The 16538-nt window shown below is 62.0% G+C and carries 12 protein-coding genes; 3 read left to right on the top strand and 9 right to left on the bottom strand.

Going from position 1 to position 16538, the window contains the following annotated elements; translation table 11 throughout:
- Positions 1-2: 2 nt before the first annotated feature.
- Positions 3-536, bottom strand: coding sequence for a peptide deformylase (gene def, locus DW178_RS00435; RefSeq protein ID WP_118349194.1), 534 nt, complete (start codon positions 534-536; stop codon positions 3-5).
- Positions 537-691: 155 nt separating this feature from the next.
- Positions 692-2569, bottom strand: coding sequence for a DNA primase (gene dnaG, locus DW178_RS00430; RefSeq protein ID WP_118349193.1), 1878 nt, complete (start codon positions 2567-2569; stop codon positions 692-694).
- Positions 2570-2738: 169 nt separating this feature from the next.
- On the opposite strand from dnaG, the gene DW178_RS00425 reads away from it, so the two are divergent.
- Positions 2739-3983: a deoxyguanosinetriphosphate triphosphohydrolase family protein gene (locus DW178_RS00425; protein WP_286168412.1), complete on the top strand. Its 1245-nt coding sequence runs from the start codon at positions 2739-2741 to the stop codon at positions 3981-3983.
- Positions 3980-4528, top strand: coding sequence for a phosphodiesterase (gene yfcE / locus DW178_RS00420; RefSeq protein WP_118349191.1), 549 nt, complete (start codon positions 3980-3982; stop codon positions 4526-4528). The genes DW178_RS00425 and yfcE overlap by 4 nt, the downstream gene beginning before the upstream one ends.
- 131 nt (positions 4529-4659) lie before the next feature.
- On the opposite strand, the gene cydC is transcribed toward yfcE, so the two are convergent.
- The 4 genes from cydC to DW178_RS00400 form a co-directional block, all read right to left on the bottom strand.
- Entirely contained in the window at positions 4660-8136 is a 3477-nt protein-coding gene (gene cydC / locus DW178_RS00415; protein ID WP_118349190.1) for a thiol reductant ABC exporter subunit CydC, read from the bottom strand.
- 249 nt (positions 8137-8385) lie between these two features.
- Positions 8386-9189: a type III pantothenate kinase gene (locus tag DW178_RS00410; protein ID WP_286168409.1), complete on the bottom strand. Its 804-nt coding sequence runs from the start codon at positions 9187-9189 to the stop codon at positions 8386-8388.
- Positions 9186-10475, bottom strand: a complete 1290-nt coding sequence (gene brnQ, locus DW178_RS00405; protein WP_199669201.1) for a branched-chain amino acid transport system II carrier protein — start codon at positions 10473-10475, stop codon at positions 9186-9188. The genes DW178_RS00410 and brnQ overlap by 4 nt, the downstream gene beginning before the upstream one ends.
- Before the next feature lie 136 nt (positions 10476-10611).
- The gene (locus DW178_RS00400) at positions 10612-11649 is read right to left on the bottom strand and encodes a glycosyltransferase family 2 protein (RefSeq protein WP_118349189.1); all 1038 of its coding nucleotides are present in this window, start codon (positions 11647-11649) and stop codon (positions 10612-10614) included.
- Positions 11650-11858: 209 nt separating this feature from the next.
- Here DW178_RS00400 and pta point away from each other — a divergent pair, with 209 nt between their 5' ends.
- On the top strand, positions 11859-12866 hold the full coding sequence (pta, locus tag DW178_RS00395; protein WP_118349188.1) for a phosphate acetyltransferase: 1008 nt from the start codon (positions 11859-11861) through the stop codon (positions 12864-12866).
- Positions 12867-13347: 481 nt separating this feature from the next.
- On the opposite strand, the gene DW178_RS00390 is transcribed toward pta, so the two are convergent.
- From DW178_RS00390 to xseA, 3 genes are all read right to left on the bottom strand, one after another.
- A complete protein-coding gene (locus DW178_RS00390; RefSeq protein WP_118349187.1) occupies positions 13348-14562 on the bottom strand; it encodes an acetate/propionate family kinase in 1215 nt (404 codons plus the stop codon).
- 106 nt (positions 14563-14668) lie between these two features.
- Positions 14669-14923 carry an exodeoxyribonuclease VII small subunit gene (gene xseB / locus DW178_RS00385; RefSeq protein ID WP_118349186.1) on the bottom strand — a complete coding sequence of 85 codons (255 nt, stop codon included), beginning with the start codon at positions 14921-14923 and terminating at the stop codon, positions 14669-14671.
- A gap of 13 nt (positions 14924-14936) precedes the next feature.
- On the bottom strand, positions 14937-16391 hold the full coding sequence (gene xseA, locus DW178_RS00380) for an exodeoxyribonuclease VII large subunit (RefSeq protein WP_286168443.1): 1455 nt from the start codon (positions 16389-16391) through the stop codon (positions 14937-14939).
- Positions 16392-16538: the final 147 nt, after the last annotated feature.

Raw genomic sequence — 16538 nt, 5'->3', positions numbered from 1 at the left:
CCCTACGCCTCCACCGAAGTCTCGCCGGGACGCGCACCGGCTGCCAGGGCGCGCTCGTAATCCTCAAGGGCCTTCAGACGGACCATCGGCTCGGCGCGCTCGAACATGGTGACGCCGTCAAGATGGTCGGTCTCGTGCTGCAGGCAGCGACCGAGCAGCCCGTCGCCCTCGATCTCCCAAAGCTGGCCGTCAAGGTCGTAGTAGCGGCAGCGCGCGAACGGTGGACGCGCGATGGGCACGGAGATGCCGGGGATGGAAAGACAGCCCTCGTCCTCCGCGACCGGCTCGCCCTCGCGGGCGACGATGACGGGGTTGAGCATGACGATGGGCTCGCGGGCGCCGTCCTCCTGGTCGCAGTCGATGACCACAAGACGCTTGAGCACGCCCACCTGGGGCGCGGCCAGGCCGCAGCCGGCGTTCTTGTACATGACATGCGCCATCTGCTTGGCCAGGCGCTTCAGACTCTTGTCATTGAAATCGCAGGGCTCGCATACCGTGTTGAGCAACGGGTCGGGCGATTGCACGATTGAAAGCATATGCATTTCCTTTAGCGGGTAGGTATGGTTGGCGGCGGGTGCGCGATACGCCCGCCTTTCTATTCTGATTATTGTGACATGCACGCGCAAAGAACGCCCTTGCGGGCGCAAAGTTCCACAAAACCCCTGCTCGGCATGAATGGGAAGCGCAAGACCTATCTGCTTGAGGCGGCGCTTTCGGCATGGGCTCTTTTGCGGGCGGTGAGCTCGCGCTGCATGGCCGCCACCGTCTGGAACATAAGCTCGTAGTCCTCGGCCGACATGGAGCCGGGAGCAGACATCTGCGCACGCATGGCGGCAACGGCCTCCTCGGCATCGCCGATGGAAAGCTCCTCGACCAAAAACGCCGCCAAGTCCTCGGGCACCGCCGATTCGTGAACGCCCCTTGTCAGGAAGCCCGCCGCACGGGGCTCGGCCATGCTTGCCGCGCCCACGATGGCCGCCGGGGAAGCGGCGGGATCGTCTGCCAAGGTGTCGAGCATGCTGGCGGACACGGCTGCGCACGCCGGATCGTGCCACTGCACCGAGGCAAGGGCGTCGGCGTGGACCAGGGCAAGATCGGTGCGGGCGGCGCACAGCGCCAGCAGCTGGCGCTCGAACCTGCGCCGGTTCATCTCCGACTGGGGCAGGCGGCGACGCACCGGGGGCGCGGAAACGCCATGATCGGCGCGGCCGTCGGCTGCGGGCGCTTCCGCATCGAAGACGCGCGGCGGCTTGAGGGCCGCCAGCTGCTCCAACACGTCCTTCTCGTCCGCGCGGGCGCGGCTGGCGATCTGCCGTGCGTAGTCTTTCGCGAGCAGCGAATCCTTGATGGGCGCCAGAACGCTGAGCGCATCGGCGACGGCGTCGGAGCGGCCTTCGGCACGCGAAAGGTCCCAGTTTCCCAACCTTCGGTCGATGCCGTATTCCAGCAAAGGCTTCGCCTGGTCGATCAGGGCCTGCAGCTCCTGGCCGCCGTGAGCGTCGATGAACTCGGCGGGATCGAGGTTATCGGGCAGCGTGACGGCGAACAGGTCGATGCGGGCGGCGCCGGCCTCGGGCGTCATGGAGGAGTCGATGAACTGCAAAGCGCGATCGGCGGCACGCTGGCCTGCGGCATCGCCGTCGAACAGGTACACGATGCGGTTGCGGGCATGACGCGAGAGCACGCGGATGTGCGTGCGGGTGAGCGCCGTTCCCAAGGTGGCGACCGCATTGCGGATGCCGGCCTCGTGCATGGCGATGACGTCGGTGTAGCCCTCCGATACCACGGCCACGCCCGTGGACGCCATAGCCGCCTTCGCCTTGTCGAGCGCATAGAGCATGCGGCCCTTGTGGAACAGAGGAGTTTCCTGGCTGTTCAGGTACTTCGGCTCGCCTTTGCCGATCACGCGCCCGCCGAAGGCTATGCACTGGCCCTGCTCGTCTTTGATGGGGAACATCACGCGATTGAAGAATCGGTCGCGCACGCGCCCATCGGAGCCGACGACGGCGACGTTTGCCTGGATCATCTCGTTGGATTGGAAGCCCTTCGATGCCAGATGGCGCACAAGCGCGCCTTGTCCAGGCGCGAAGCCGAGCATCCAGGTTTTCGGGATATCGCCGCCCAGCCCGCGCTGCGAAAGGTAGGCGCGTGCGGCGCCGGCCTGCGGGCTTTTGCTACGCATGAGCTGCATATGGAAGAACTCCGCAGCCTCCGCGCACACGGCGCGCAGCCGTGCTTTTGCGCCCTGCCCCATACCAGGTCCGCGTTTCGCCTGGTCATCGGCAATGTCGATATGGGCGCGTTCTGCCAGGTAGCGCACCGCTTCGGGGAACGACAGGTCCTGGGATTTCATGATGAAGGCGAACACGTCGCCGCCTTCCCCGCAGCCGAAGCAATGCCACAGCTGCAGGGCGGGGTCTATCTTGCACGACGGGGTTTTCTCGTTATGGAACGGGCAGCACAGCCAGAAATCGCGACCGCGCTGCTTGACCGGACCCGTCTCGCCCATGATGGCCACCAAGTCGCTGGCCTCGCGAACCTTCTGGATATCCTCATCGCTGATCGCCATGGATGTGACCGAACCCCCGCCTTGTGCCCGTGTTCCCGATTCCGGCCGCGCAAGGGCGTGCCGGTTGCTTTTCTGGGTAAAGTATACCGCATAGAACCTATGTTCCTGTATGTTCAGCGCGTGCGATACAATAAGCCCGTAACATCTCGACATGCGGAAAGGAAGCGCCGTGAGCGAACCCGCATACCTGCAACTTGACCCCGATGTGGAACAGGCCATCGCCGAGAACCTGCGCTGCGGGCGCATGCATCCGCGCAGCTTCCCCGACGAACAGGTGCTGCGCCGCGAGGACAACCCCCACGATGCGGCCACGCTTGCGCGCCCGGCGTTCTCACGCGATATCGACAAGATCATGAACATTCCCGCATATAACCGCTATGCAGGCAAAACGCAGGTATTCAGCCTGGTTGAGAACGACGACATCTGCCGCCGCGGGCTGCACGTGCAGCTTGTCGGGCGCATCGCGCGAAACATCGGGCGGCTGCTGGGATTGAACTGCCAGCTCATCGAGGCGATCGCGCTGGGGCACGATCTGGGGCATACGCCGTTCGGCCACGCCGGGGAGAAGTTCCTGTCGAAGTGCCTGCAAAGCCGCACGGGCCGTTGCTTTCACCACAACGTCCATTCCGTGCGGGTGATGGACCGGCTCTACCCGCGCAACATCAGCCTGCAGGTGCTTGACGGGGCGCTGTGTCATAACGGCGAGTTCGCCCAACAGGTGCTACGCCAAGGCGACACGGAAACGTTTCAGCAGCTCGATAAGCTCGTCGAGACATGCACGCTCGACGAGGCCGCCATCAAGCGCCTCCGCCCCTCCACGCTCGAGGGCTGCGTGGTGCGCCTGGCTGACATGATCGCCTACTTGGGCAAGGACCGCGACGACGCCATCGCCATGGGCGTGCTTGCCTCCCTTGACGGCTTCGAAACCGACGTCATCGGGCGCGATAACGCGCGCATCATCAACAACATCACCGTCGATGTTGTCAACCACAGCTTCGGACAAGACGATATCCGCATGAGCCGCCAGGTTTTCGAGGACGTCAAGCGCGCAAAACGGCAGAACTACGATCGCATCTACGATTGCGAAGGCTGGCGCGCCGGAAGCGGCAACACCGTCGGCGAGATGTTCGAGGACATGTACGACAGGCTTTTGACCGACCTGCAAACCGATGACGAACGGTCACCGGTCATATCGCACCACGCCAAGCAGCTGGCGGCGAAGTCGCGCAGCATCACCGTAAAGGACTACCTTGCGCACACCGATCCCGATCAGGTGGTGGTCGACTACATGGCGTCCATGACCGACCGGTACTTCATGGAGCTGTACCGCTACCTGTTCCCCAGCAGCGAAAAGCACATCTTGGCGCGAGGATACTGCGCCGATCTGCCATCTATCGAAAGGAATGACCAATGAAGTTCGTCATCGCATCCGACCTGCATGGCGGGGCGCCCGCCGTTCGCGCTTTGATGGAACGCATCGACCAGGAAACGCCCGACCGCGTGCTCCTGCTCGGCGACCTGCTCTATCACGGCCCGCGCAACGACCTGCCCGAAGGCTATGCGCCCAAAGAAGTGCTCGCTGCCCTTAACGGCATTGCCGAGCGCATCGTAGCCGTTCGGGGCAATTGCGATGCGGAAGTGGACCAGATGGTGCTCGGTTTCCCCTGCTTAAGCGACTTTTCCCAGGTATGGGCCGACGGGCACCTGCTGCATCTGAGCCATGGGCACCTGGCAGGCAACTCGCCCGATCGGCCGCCGGCGCTGCCGCACGGAAGCGCGTTGCTCACGGGTCACACGCATATCAAGCGCCTTGAGCTCGTCGACGACGTGATGTACGTGAATCCCGGGAGCACCTCCATCCCCAAGGACGGCTGCGCAAGTTATGCCGTATACGAGAACGGCACGTTCGCCCTGAAGACGCTTGACGGGGAAACGTTGCTTGAAGCAGGCTGGGAATAACGAAGGCACGGACTCCGGAGGGGTTCCAAAGCCAGTCCCCAGCGGCTTAGGCTTTATGCAAGCCGTCCGTGTTCTGGGCCGCAGATCGCAGCTGCGACCCTTCCCTTCTTATGCGATTTCAAGGCGCTCGGCTACGATAGCCTTCCGCGCTCCACGGTGTAGGAGGCATCGCAAATGGCAGCCGTTGACGCACGATGGCTCACCAGCACCACCGTCTTGCCCTCTCGAGCATCCAACAGCGCCCGCAACACGGCAGCCTCGTTGAGGCTGTCCAGATTGCTGGTAGGCTCGTCGAGCAAAACGAACGGCGCATTATGCAAGAACATGCGCGCAAGGCCGATGCGCTGGCGCTCGCCGCCCGACAACGTATCACCCAATTCGCCGACCGGCGTGTCCAGGCCTTGCGGAAGACGCGCGATCAAACCGGTCAACGACGCCTTCTCGCAGGCCTCCATGAGCTCCTCGGGGGCAGCATCGGGCTTGGCGAGCGCGATGTTATCCCCCACCGTGCCGGAGAACAGATGCGTCTCCTGCGTCATATAGCCCTCGATGGCGCGCAGGCTGTCCGTGTTCACGCCTCTGATATCCTGCCCGGAAATGCGTATGCAACCGTCGCTTGGATCCCAAAACCGCATGAACAGCTTGCAGAGCGTCGATTTGCCCGAACCGCTCCTGCCGGCTAGATGCACGATCGAGCCAGGCGTCACCTCAAGGGACACGTCCTTGAGCACCGGGCTGCCGCCGTATGAGAAATCGATGTCCTCGGCGGCCGCGCCAGAGAACGAATCTACCTTGCAACCGTCGACGACCTCCCGGGTTTGCGGTTGCTCGTCGAGCAGATCGAGGACGCGCGCTCCGCTTGCGAGCGTCTGCTGCAAGCCGCTGCCAAGGTTCGCAACGGCGATCACCGGGCCGAAAGAAGACATCAGGGCGGCAACGCACACGAACGCCTGCCCGAAATCGATGACGCCCTGCGCGCAGAGCGCGCAGGAAAGCGCGGCCATGGCCACATCGAGCGCAAGAACCAACCCGTTCGTGGCCGCCACGCTGCGCGCCGCACGGCCCTTCAGGCGATGCTCCACCTTCGAAAGCGAATCCATCCGAGCATCAAGCTGCTCGGCTCGCGCATGCTCCTGGCCGAATTGCAGCGTTTCGCGAAGGCCGCGCAAGCTATCGAGCACGAACGAGTTCATGTCGCCAAGGGCATCGCGCAGCTCCCTGCCGCCATTCCCCGCCGCGCGCGACGCAGCCCACGGCGCCACCGCTCCGACCAAGATGTATGCGACGAACGCGCCGATGGCAAGCTGCCAGCAGACGCTGCCGATGAAGGCAATCATGACAGCGCAAACTAACACGGCGATGAGCACCGGGGAGAGGGTATGCGCATAGAACACCTCAAGGAGTTCGACATCCGAGGTCACGAGCGACACCAAGTCGCCTTTGCTTCGACCCTCGAGCTTCGCCGGGGCGAGCGTGCGCAGCTTGCCGAACACGCGATCGCGGACGAGCGCCAAGATTTTGAACGCAAGATAGTGGTTGCACATCTGCTCGCCGTAATGCAAGGGACCGCGCAAAAGGCCGCAGGCGGCGACCAAAGCGATACCCGCGCTCACCCCAAGCGCCGGTTCGAAACCCGCCATTCCCGTGAGCACCAAAGCTGCGCCCACCGTAAGGAAGATCGCGCACAGAAAACCGACGACGCCCAGGATCACCGCGGCGACCATGACCGGCACAAGCGGCTTGACCAGCTTCACCATACGGCACATGATCGAGAGGTTCGACCTACGGCGCGTCTGAGGCTCACCGGAATGTACAACCCCAGGACCGACGCCGGTGCTTTGAGCTTCATCAGCTTCCCCAACGTCGGCAGTGCGCTGCTCAGCACGCGACGCAAACGCCTCAAGCTCCATCTGCCGGCCCCACAGCTTCGCGTACGCCCCATCGGCAGCGCAAAGCTGCTCATGCGACCCGCTCTCGGCTACGCGGCCGTTTTCCAGCACCAAGACGCGATCGGCTTTTGCAACCGACGCCAAACGATGCGAGATCATGATGACGGTGCGGCTTTTCGCCAGCTCATGGATAACGCCGACGATGGCTTGCTCGCTGTCCGCATCCACGTTCGAGGTTGCTTCGTCGAAGATGTAGACGGGGGTATCGTGCAAAAGCGCCCGGGCAAGCGCCAAACGCTGACGCTGCCCGCCAGAGAAGTTGCCGCCCTGCTCGGATACGGGCGCATCAAGCCCGCCCGATGCACGAACGAACCCGTCGATGCGGCAACGCCGCAAAACGTCCCAAAGCTCGTCATCGCTCGCCTGGGGACGCGCCATCAGAAGATTGGAGCGCACCGTTCCGGAGAACAGGTAGCTGGAGAACGGGACGACGGTCACCGTTTGCGCCATGCTTTCACGGGAAACCTCGCCGAGCGGCACACCGCCGATTTCCACATCGCCCTTGAAACCCCGATTGCGCCCGCACAGAATGCCGGCCAACGTGGATTTGCCCGAACCGCTTTCGCCGACGATGCCGGTGAAGCTTCCGGCAGGGGCGGCGAAGTTGACATGGTCGAGCACCGTGCGCTGCCCGTCATAGGAGTAGGAAACATCGCGCACGACGATACCTGCGTGCGCGGGATCGACGCTGCCCGACCCCTGCTTGGGCTCGGGCGCATCAAGGATGGCGAACATCTTCTCAGCTACCGCCATGCCGTTCATAGCCGTATGGAAAAACGAGCCCAGGGCACGCATGGGGATAAAGAACTCCGCCGACAAGAACACCACGCAAAACGCCGCGTAAAAGGGGATCTGCTCATTGGCGAACTGCACCATCGCCGCGATGATGCCCACGGCAGCGCCGCCGAAGGCGAACACGTCCATCACGGTGATGGAGTTGAGCTGCATGGTTAGCAGCCGCATGGTCGCCCTTCGGAAGCTCTCGGCCTGTTCGTTCATCTGGCGGTGACAAGCCTCATCGGCCTGATAGATCTTCAAAGTGGTCAAACCTTGCAGGTTCTCGAGAAACGCGCCGCCAAGATCGGTATAGGCGCCCCAATACCTGCCCATGACGCGCTTGGCGATCTTCTGCACCGCCACGATGGAGATGGGGATAAGCGGTACGCAAACCAACAGGGCCACGGCGGCGGGCAGGCACAGCGGGGCCAGGAACGCGAACACGGTAAGCGGGGCGAGCACGGCGTAAAGCAGCTGCGGAAGGTACTGCCCGAAATAGCTTTCCAGCTGTTCGCAGCCCTCAACGCTGACTTGCACCGCCTCGCTTGTGGCGATGCGCTCGGAATAACCGGGGCCCATGCGCACCAGCTTGTCGTACACCTGGCGGCGAACCGAGCGCTTTGCGGCCGCAGCTGCCGCCACCCCCATGCGCTGCGCGTAGGTCAAGCACACCATGCGCACCGCGATAACGGCAACGCCAGCGCCCAGAAGCATCACGACCCAACCATCGACGGCGACGCCATCGAACAGGCGTTGCAGAAACAGCCCGATAAGAAGCATAAGCACGACGTTCGCCACGAGCGCCGTCCATTGCGCCGCCACGTTGCACAGGTTGTACCGCATAGCCTGCGGCACCATCGATATCAACCGTTTGTTGAACACGGAGCCGATTTCCTTTCAATCCCAAAGTCTGCACGGCGCCGGGATGCGGCGCATCGATCTTGATTCAAACAGTCGAATGGTACCATTGGGAAACTTTGGTAGCCAGAGCAAACTATATGATATCGATTATTGTTACATATGACTAATCTATAGCGCCAAAAAAGCCCAGCATATGCCGGGCTCAGCTATTCGATATACCATTGCAGTCCGAAAATCCGCTGACAGCGCAAGCGTGTTCGGAAGGACTCCCTACCAAGCCCTCCTGTTCTTACGGTGCAACAAGATCAAGCCTTTAAGCGTGAGCTGATCGTCGGCAACCTCGATACGTCGGGAAAGCCCGGCCATGGCCTGAGCGTCATCGCCGGTGGCGACAACGCGCGTTTCGTAGCCAAGTTCGTCCCAAACGGCTTGGATCAGGCCGTCGATACGGGCGACTTCGCCGATGACGATACCCGCCTGCATGGCATCGCGTGTGGATTTGCCGATGATGGTCCGGGGCGTATGCAGCCCGATGACGGGGAGCTGGGCAGCGGCGTCCGCCACCGCACGGGCAGCCAAACGCAAGCCCGGAGCGATAAGCCCACCCTGCACTACGCCCGCATCGTCGATGACCTCAAGCGTGGTTGCGGTCCCGAAGTCAACGACGATAAGCGGGAACCCATACAGCTGCTTTGCAGCCACGCAATCGGCCACACGATCAGCGCCGAAATCTGCAGGGCTGTTCAAATGCAGCTTCAAACCGGATTTCAAACCCGGTCCCACCACTAACGGACGTACGCCGCAAAGCACAGACAACGCCTCTACCCAAGCATCGGTAAGCCCGGGAACCACGGAAGCCACAATGGCATCGCGTACTTGCGCATCATATCCGCGTACCCGCAAAAACGACGTCACGCACAAAAGCGCCTCATCAGCGGTCAAGCGATCAGGAGTGGTCACGCTCCATGCGGACGAAAGGCCCCCTTCGCAGGCTAGTCCCAGATTGGTGACGGAGTTCCCGATATCAACGACGAGGATTACCCCGGATCCGCCTTGATTCGAACGCGCCATCATGCGACCGCCTTGCTGTCCTTGCTCCCCTTGATGACTCTGAACACCACCGCTCCGATAATCCCGCCTACAATGGCGAAAGGCAACCAGCTAAAGCCAAGATCGGTGAAGGGAAGTGCCTTGATGGCAGGCAGCACGCCATAGGTGTCATCAATCGTGGTGAGCAGGCTGATGACGAACGCCCCGAGGGCAGCGCCCTTGATCGGCCATGTGGTGCCCATCCGCTTCTTGAACAGCACCATGACCACGCACACCATGAACGGCGGGCAAACCACCGACAGGATAGGCGCCGCGAACGCCACGATGGCGTTCAAACCCAGATTGCAAATGGCGAAGGACACCAAAACAGTAACGATGACGCCAGTGCGATACGAGATTTTACCGTGCGTGGTGCGCTCGAAGTACGATGCTGATGCGCCGGTAAGGCCGATGGCGGTGGTCAGGCACGCAAGCCCGACGATGATGCCGAGGATGATCACGCCGGTGTTGCCGAGCAGATGCTTGGTGATCTCCACGATAAGGGTAGAACGGTCCATGCCGGCCCCGAAGGCAAGCGCGCTTGAAGCGCCCAGATAAGTCAGTCCGCCGTAAATCACAGCCAGAAGGGCACCGGCAACCACGGAAGCGCCAGCGATGACCTTGAGCTGATCCTCGCGACGCGTATAGCCGGCGCTGCGCGCAGCGTTCTCCATGACGATGGCGAAGCCCACGCAGGCGAGCACGTCCATTGCCTGGTAACCGGCCAAGATGCCATCCTGCGCGGCGTGGCTGGAAAGCGGGGCCCCGATCTCACCGAGCGGATACACGACGCCGGTGACGATAATCACGAACACACAGAGCACCAACAGCGGGGTGAGCACCTTGCCGATGATGCTGACCAAACGCGTTTGGCGAATGGAAAGCGCAAGCACCACCGCGAAGAACAGCGCGGAAAACGCCAACATGTTCACAGAATCGCCGAACAGCGGGATCATGGACATCTCGTAGGTGGTGGCGGCCGTACGCGGCTCGGCGATGATCATGCCCGTGCACAAGATGACGGCGGTGTTGAGCACCAGGCCCGGCACCCGACCCAACGAGCCCTCGACGGCTGCGTTCGCCCCGCCTGCAGCGTTGAGCGCGAAGATGCCCAGACAGGAAAGCGCCACGTCAATCAAGATGAAGCACAAAAAGCCGATCACCCAATCGGTTCCGCTTTCCATGCCCAAAAACGGCGGGAAAATAAGGTTCCCGGCACCGAAGAACATGGCGAACAGGGCCAGTCCGGTAATCAAAGTGTCTTTCTTCAAGAATGCTCCTTTATGGAATTGCGTCCGAAATGCCTATTATGACGCAATCCAAACGAAAAAAGAAGCCGGCAACTCGGCGCGATGCCAAAACGTTGCAACAAAAAAGTCTGCGCGAGCAGGCCTTTTCGCTTAACGCTTAATTGAACTTGAAAATCCTCTGAGCCACATGATACCCGGTGATGCCGATTTTGCGTCCCAGATTAGTGGGCAGGTTCGTGCCCATGTTCAGCACGCTGTGCCTGACTCGGCGGTATACATCGGAGTTGTTCTCCTTGAGATAACGCCAGATGGCGTCGCGCTCGTCCTCGGCATCGACGGTGTTGATCATGCGCAGGAAGATGCTGCAGATGCACATCATCATGGACAGATAATTCTCCATGTAGCGCTCCAGCCGCTTCTCGGGCACATCGCCGGGGAGCTGGACGGCGTCGATCATGATGCGGGTGACGCGCAGCTGCTGATCAATGCGGCTCATCATGACCGACTCGTTAACGCTTTGGTCGTCGCGGCCGATGAAGTAGCGGTACATGTCAACATCGAGATAGTAGATGGTCTTGACGTGCGGCAGCGGCACGTACACGAAGATGTTGTCCACGTAGAAGGTGTGCTTGGGCAGCTGAAGGCCCATACCGCGCAACAGCTCGGTGCGGTAGATGACCGAGTGCATGAGCAGGTATTGGCTGGGATTGAAATGCCCAACCTCGGACCAGCCGAACTCGCGACCCTCGGGGAACACGTTGCGGTAATGCATGATGGTGCGCGTGTTCTCGTGCACCTTCTCATACACGTAATTGGCGATGACCAGATCGGTCGGGGCGCTGCGCCCGACTTGGCTGCGCACGTACGCCATGACGTCCTCCATAGCACGGCGATCAAGCCAATCGTCGGAATCTACCACCTTGAAGTACAAGCCCGACGCATTCGTCAAACCGGTGTTCACCGCTTGCCCGTGTCCGCCGTTTTCCTGATGAACGGCTTTGATGATGCCCGGATGCAGCTGCTCCCAACGATCGGCCTTCTCCGCGGTGTCGTCTTTGACCGAACCATCGTCGACGATGATGATCTCGATGTCGTCGACGCCCTTGTCGCCCCCGCACGAAAGGATGGACTCGATGCACTTATCCATGTATGCCGCGGAGTTGTAGCACGGGATGGCGAACGTGATGCTTTTCATGCCTTTCCTTTCCTGAAAGCAACGGCGAAAACGAGATCGGGAACGCGCCGTTCAAATGGTTCGCTCGCCATTTTACCGGTAGAGATGCACACGGCTGTCCCCTGCGGGGACATTATGGATAAAATCCAAGTGAACCGCTTGGGCGCCGTATAAACCAAATATCTCTTGCGGCAACGGCGTCCGACACATCGCGAAGAAAGGGTACGAACATGAGCTCGTTTTTGGACACCATGCTTGCACGCGCCAAAGCCGACAAGCAGACCATCGTGCTACCCGAGGGCGACGACCCTCGTACGCTCGAAGCAGCCGAAACCATCCTCGCGCAAGGTGTTGCCAACCTGATCATCTTGGGCAACGTTGCCGCCATCAAGGAATCAAGGCGCAAACTCGACGGCGTCACGCTGATCGACCCGCAGGACTCCGATTTGCATGATGAGTTCGCAAACACCTTGTATGAACTGCGCAAGCATAAGGGCATGACCCTCGAGCAAGCCGCCGAGAAGGTGCGCGACGTGCTGTTCTTCGGCGTGCTCATGGTAAAGACCGGCCGCGCCGACGGCATGGTCTCCGGCGCCTGCCATTCCACCGGCGACGTGCTGCGTCCCAGCCTGCAGATCCTCAAAACCGCCCCGGGCGTGAAGCTGGTCAGCAGCTTCTTCATCATGGTGGTCCCCAACTGCGAGTACGGCCAGAACGGCACGTTCCTGTTCAGCGACTGCGGCCTGGAGATCCAGCCTGACGCGGAGAAGCTTGCGCACATCGCCGTCAACTCCGCCCAGTCCTGGAAAACCCTTATCGGCACCGAACCCGTGGTGGCCATGCTCTCCCACTCCACCTACGGCTCCGCCAAAAACGACGATGCGAACAAGGTGGTAGAAGCTGCCGCCATCGCCCGCGAGCTGGCACCCGAGCTGGCGCTCGACGGCGAGCTGCAGGCCGATGCCGCCATGGTGCCTTCCGTGGGCGCTTCGAAGGCCCCCGACAGCAAGGTTGCCGGCAAGGCAAACTGCTTGATCTTCCCCGACCTTGATGCGGGCAACATCGGCTACAAGCTGGTGCAGCGCCTGGCGCACGCCGAGGCGTTCGGCCCGGTGACCCAGGGCATCGCCGCCCCCGTCAACGACCTGTCTCGCGGCTGCAGCGCACATGACATCGTGGGCGTCATCGCCATCACGTGCGTGCAGGCACAGGCGAAAAAAGCCGCCGACGCCCAGTAGCCCGTACCAACGCAAAAGCGCCCCCGCAACAAGAGCCTGAACCCCAAGCGCACACGCCCCCGCTTCCTGAATCGAAGACCACGTTCGGAAAGCGGGGGCTTTCTTGTCGAATCTGCCGAGACAACCAAGAACCCCCGCATGCTCCAGGCCGCGAACCTCGCCAATCACGCATACCGTAACGGCGCCAATGCAGTCATTACGGTTTGAATCTGTTTTGAAGCTTAAACATACGTCCATGGACCCAGAAAAACGGTTACCGAGATTTCAAGGCGGCTCGCAGCCGCATCGCTCACTATGCGCAGTCCACACCCGCAAACCAGCGGAAAACCCTGCTAGCCGCCATCTTAAGTCGATCCGAGGCATCAACACGCGCGACACCCGACAACCCTTGACCGCATACGCCAAAAGAAAAGCCCTCTCTCGAGGGCTTTTCGACATTGCGGGTAACGCAGCGTTTTGCCGCTATGGGGCAACCGGCGGCTTACGGCTGGATGCCGACCATCTGGTCGTGCACGATCTCGTAGGTGTCGCGCGCGATCATGTACTCCTCGTTGGTCGGGATGATGATGATCTGCACCGCTGAATCATCGGTAGAGATGATGCGCTCAAAACCGCGATGGCGGTTCTTCTCCTCGTCCAGCACGATGCCCAAAGGCTGCAGGCCGGAGAAGATCATGCGACGCATCTTGTCGCAGTTCTCACCCACGCCGGCGGTCAGCACGATGGCGTCCACGCCGCCCATGACGGCGATGTACTGGCCGATGTACTTCTTCACCGAGTTGGAGAACATGTCATAGGCCAGCATGGCGCGCTCGTTGCCCTCTTCAGAGGCCGTGCGCACGCTGCGCAGGTCGTTGGACACGCCGGAGATGCCGAGCAAACCGGACTGCTTGTTCATGAGGTTGTTCATTTCCTCGGCGGTAAGGTTCTCATGTTCCATGACGAACGGCACGATAGCCGGGTCGATGGCACCGCAGCGGGTGCCCATCATAAGGCCGTCGAGCGGGGTGAGGCCCATGGAGGTGTCCACGGCCACGCCATGGTCGATCGCCGATGCCGAGCAGCCGTTGCCCAGATGTAGCGTAATCAGCTTCAGGTCCTCAAGGGGCTCGTCGAGCACCGCGGCAGCGCGCTCGGAAATATAGCGATGCGAAGTGCCGTGAGCACCGTACTTGCGGATGGCATACTTCTCGTACAGCTCATAAGGGAGCGGGTACATGTACGCCTTCGGCGGCAACGTGGTGAAGAACGAGGTATCGAACACGGCAACCATGGGGATGCCGGGCATGTGCTTCATGCAAGCATGGATGCCCATAAGCGCCGCGCCGTTGTGCAAAGGCGCCAGCTCGGCAAGCTCGTCGATCTTCGCGATGACATCGTCGTCGATGAGAACGGAGCGATCGAAGTATTTGCCGCCCTGGACGATGCGATGACCGACGGCGTCGATCTCGGAAAGCGAAGCGATCGCGGCGTCCTCGCCCGAGACCAGGGATTCAAGCACGAGCGCCATAGCGTCGTCATGGTCCGCCATCTTCGCGTCGATGACCACTTCATTATCGTCAAGACCGTGCTTGTGGAACGCCTCGGCCGAACCGACGCGCTCGCAAATGCCCTTGGCCATGAGCGTATGCGTTTCAACATTGATAAGCTGGTACTTCAGCGAAGATGAACCCGCATTGATAACCAAAACGTTCAACGGCCTGCCTCCTTACCCAAAAGATTTCGAGCACTCATTGTAGATGCAAAACACGCCGCACGTTGCTGCAAGCGGCGCCCGCGCGGCACTCTGTCGGCAAGCGGCGTTACGAAAGCGTGGTATCGCGCTGCTCGTCCGACACCTCCGGCTCAAGCTGGCCCATGAGCACGTCGACCTTCTGTTGCGCAGTTGCCAGGCGGCCCTGCAGGGCGCGCAGCAGCGCAACCCCGCGCTCGTAGCTGGCAAGGCTGTCCTCCAGCTCGAGGGTGTTGGATTCAAGCACGCCGACGATGCCGTCCAGCTCCGCCATGGCCTCGCGAAACGTCAGATCCTCTACCGGCTTCAAAGCCTCATTGCCCATTTGATGATTCCTTTCACGCGATATCGTCCACGCCGGCGCGCCGGACCCTCGACACGCTGCACTCGAGAACGCCATCCGACACCGTCACGTCAAGCGGCTGCCCCGGCTTCGCCTGCTCGACCGACTTCACTACGTCCCCATCGCCGTCGCGGGCGATGGAGTAGCCCCTGCCAAGGACGGACAAGGGCGACAGCGCATCAAGCTGCGCCGCCGAAAGGCCCGCCTGCCGGCGAAACGGCTCGAGCAGTTGGCAACCCACGGCGCGCAAGCGCCGCTGATCATGGTCGAGCGCAACGCGTTGGCGTTCGCATCCCAGCGGCATCACGCGCACCAGACGTTCGCGTGCGCGTTGCGTTTGCGACGTCGGCGGGTCGAGCACCTGCGATAGCGCCTGCGTCAAACGCTCGCGTTGCCGCTGAACGGCGGCAACGTCGAGGGTCAAGGCGTTGGGAAGCGCCGAACCTAAACGCTCGCGCAGCCGATCAACCTGCGCGCGATCGCGATCCAAGCTAGCGGGCAGCGCCCTTGCCAGCCTGTCGGCGTACAGGTCGACACCCTGCGCCGAAACTGCTAGCAAAGCATTGGGGTCGCAGAAGACCGGGCGGCTAGCGATGCGCCCGACCTGCGCCGCACTGCCCTCGATAGCACGCCGAACGCAAGTATCCAGACTGCCGCGACGCGCACCGAAGAGCGCATCAAGGTTCTCACGGGCGGGGCTCACCGCCTCGGCGGCGGCCGTGGGCGTTGAAGCGCGCACGTCGGCGACCATGTCGGCAATGGACGTATCGGGTTCATGCCCGATGCCCGTGACCACCGGCACGGGGCATTTGACGATCATGCGGGCCAAGAACTCGTCGTTGAACGGCATAAGGTCCTCGTACGATCCGCCGCCGCGCACCACGAGCACCACCTCGGCACCGGCATGAACCACGGCGCGCATGCCCTCCACGATGCCGGCCGGGGCCTGCGGACCTTCGACCGCCACGCCGGAGAACAGCACCCGCGCCACGGGAAAACGGCGGCGCAAGGTGCGCAGCACATCGTGCACCGCATCGCCGCGCGGGCTTGTGACCAAGCCGATGGTAAGCGGGTATGCAGGCAAAGGCAGCTTTCGCGCGGGGTCCGCAAGGCCTTCGGCGGAAAGCTTCCGTGCTAGGTTGGCCACCTGCAAGCGCAATTGGCCCTCGCCTACCGGCGCCAACGAGAACACGTCGAAGTTCATGCGACCTTTCGCCGCGTACAGCGTGAACCTGCCCGTCAGCTCCACCAGCTGGCCGACCGCTACCTGCACGCCAGCGGCGCGGAAGCGGTTGTTCCACATCATGCACGGAAGACTTGCCGACTTGTCCTTGATCGTGAAGTACACGGCCTTGTACCCGGGCTTGTTCGACAGCTCGGAAATCTCACCGACCAGGCACACCGTCACGCCTTCGAGCGCCCCTTTCGCCAGCTGCATGGCAGCAGACACCGATAAGGCGCGCGAAGCGGATTCCTGCGTTGAAGCTCCCCCGTTACGCGAAGCCGCGTTCGCACCCGTCGCCTTATGCGCTCCGAACGCGGCAGCGCAGGCGCGGGCCGCCTCCTCGGCGTTTCGCGCCGAGCCCGAGGAAGCCCC

It is taken from the genome of Eggerthella sp. AM16-19 (genome assembly GCF_003474385.1).
Taxonomy (GTDB): domain Bacteria; phylum Actinomycetota; class Coriobacteriia; order Coriobacteriales; family Eggerthellaceae; genus Senegalimassilia.
The sequence above is the reverse complement of the archived record's forward strand: the minus strand, read 5'-3'. Positions and strand labels throughout refer to the sequence as shown.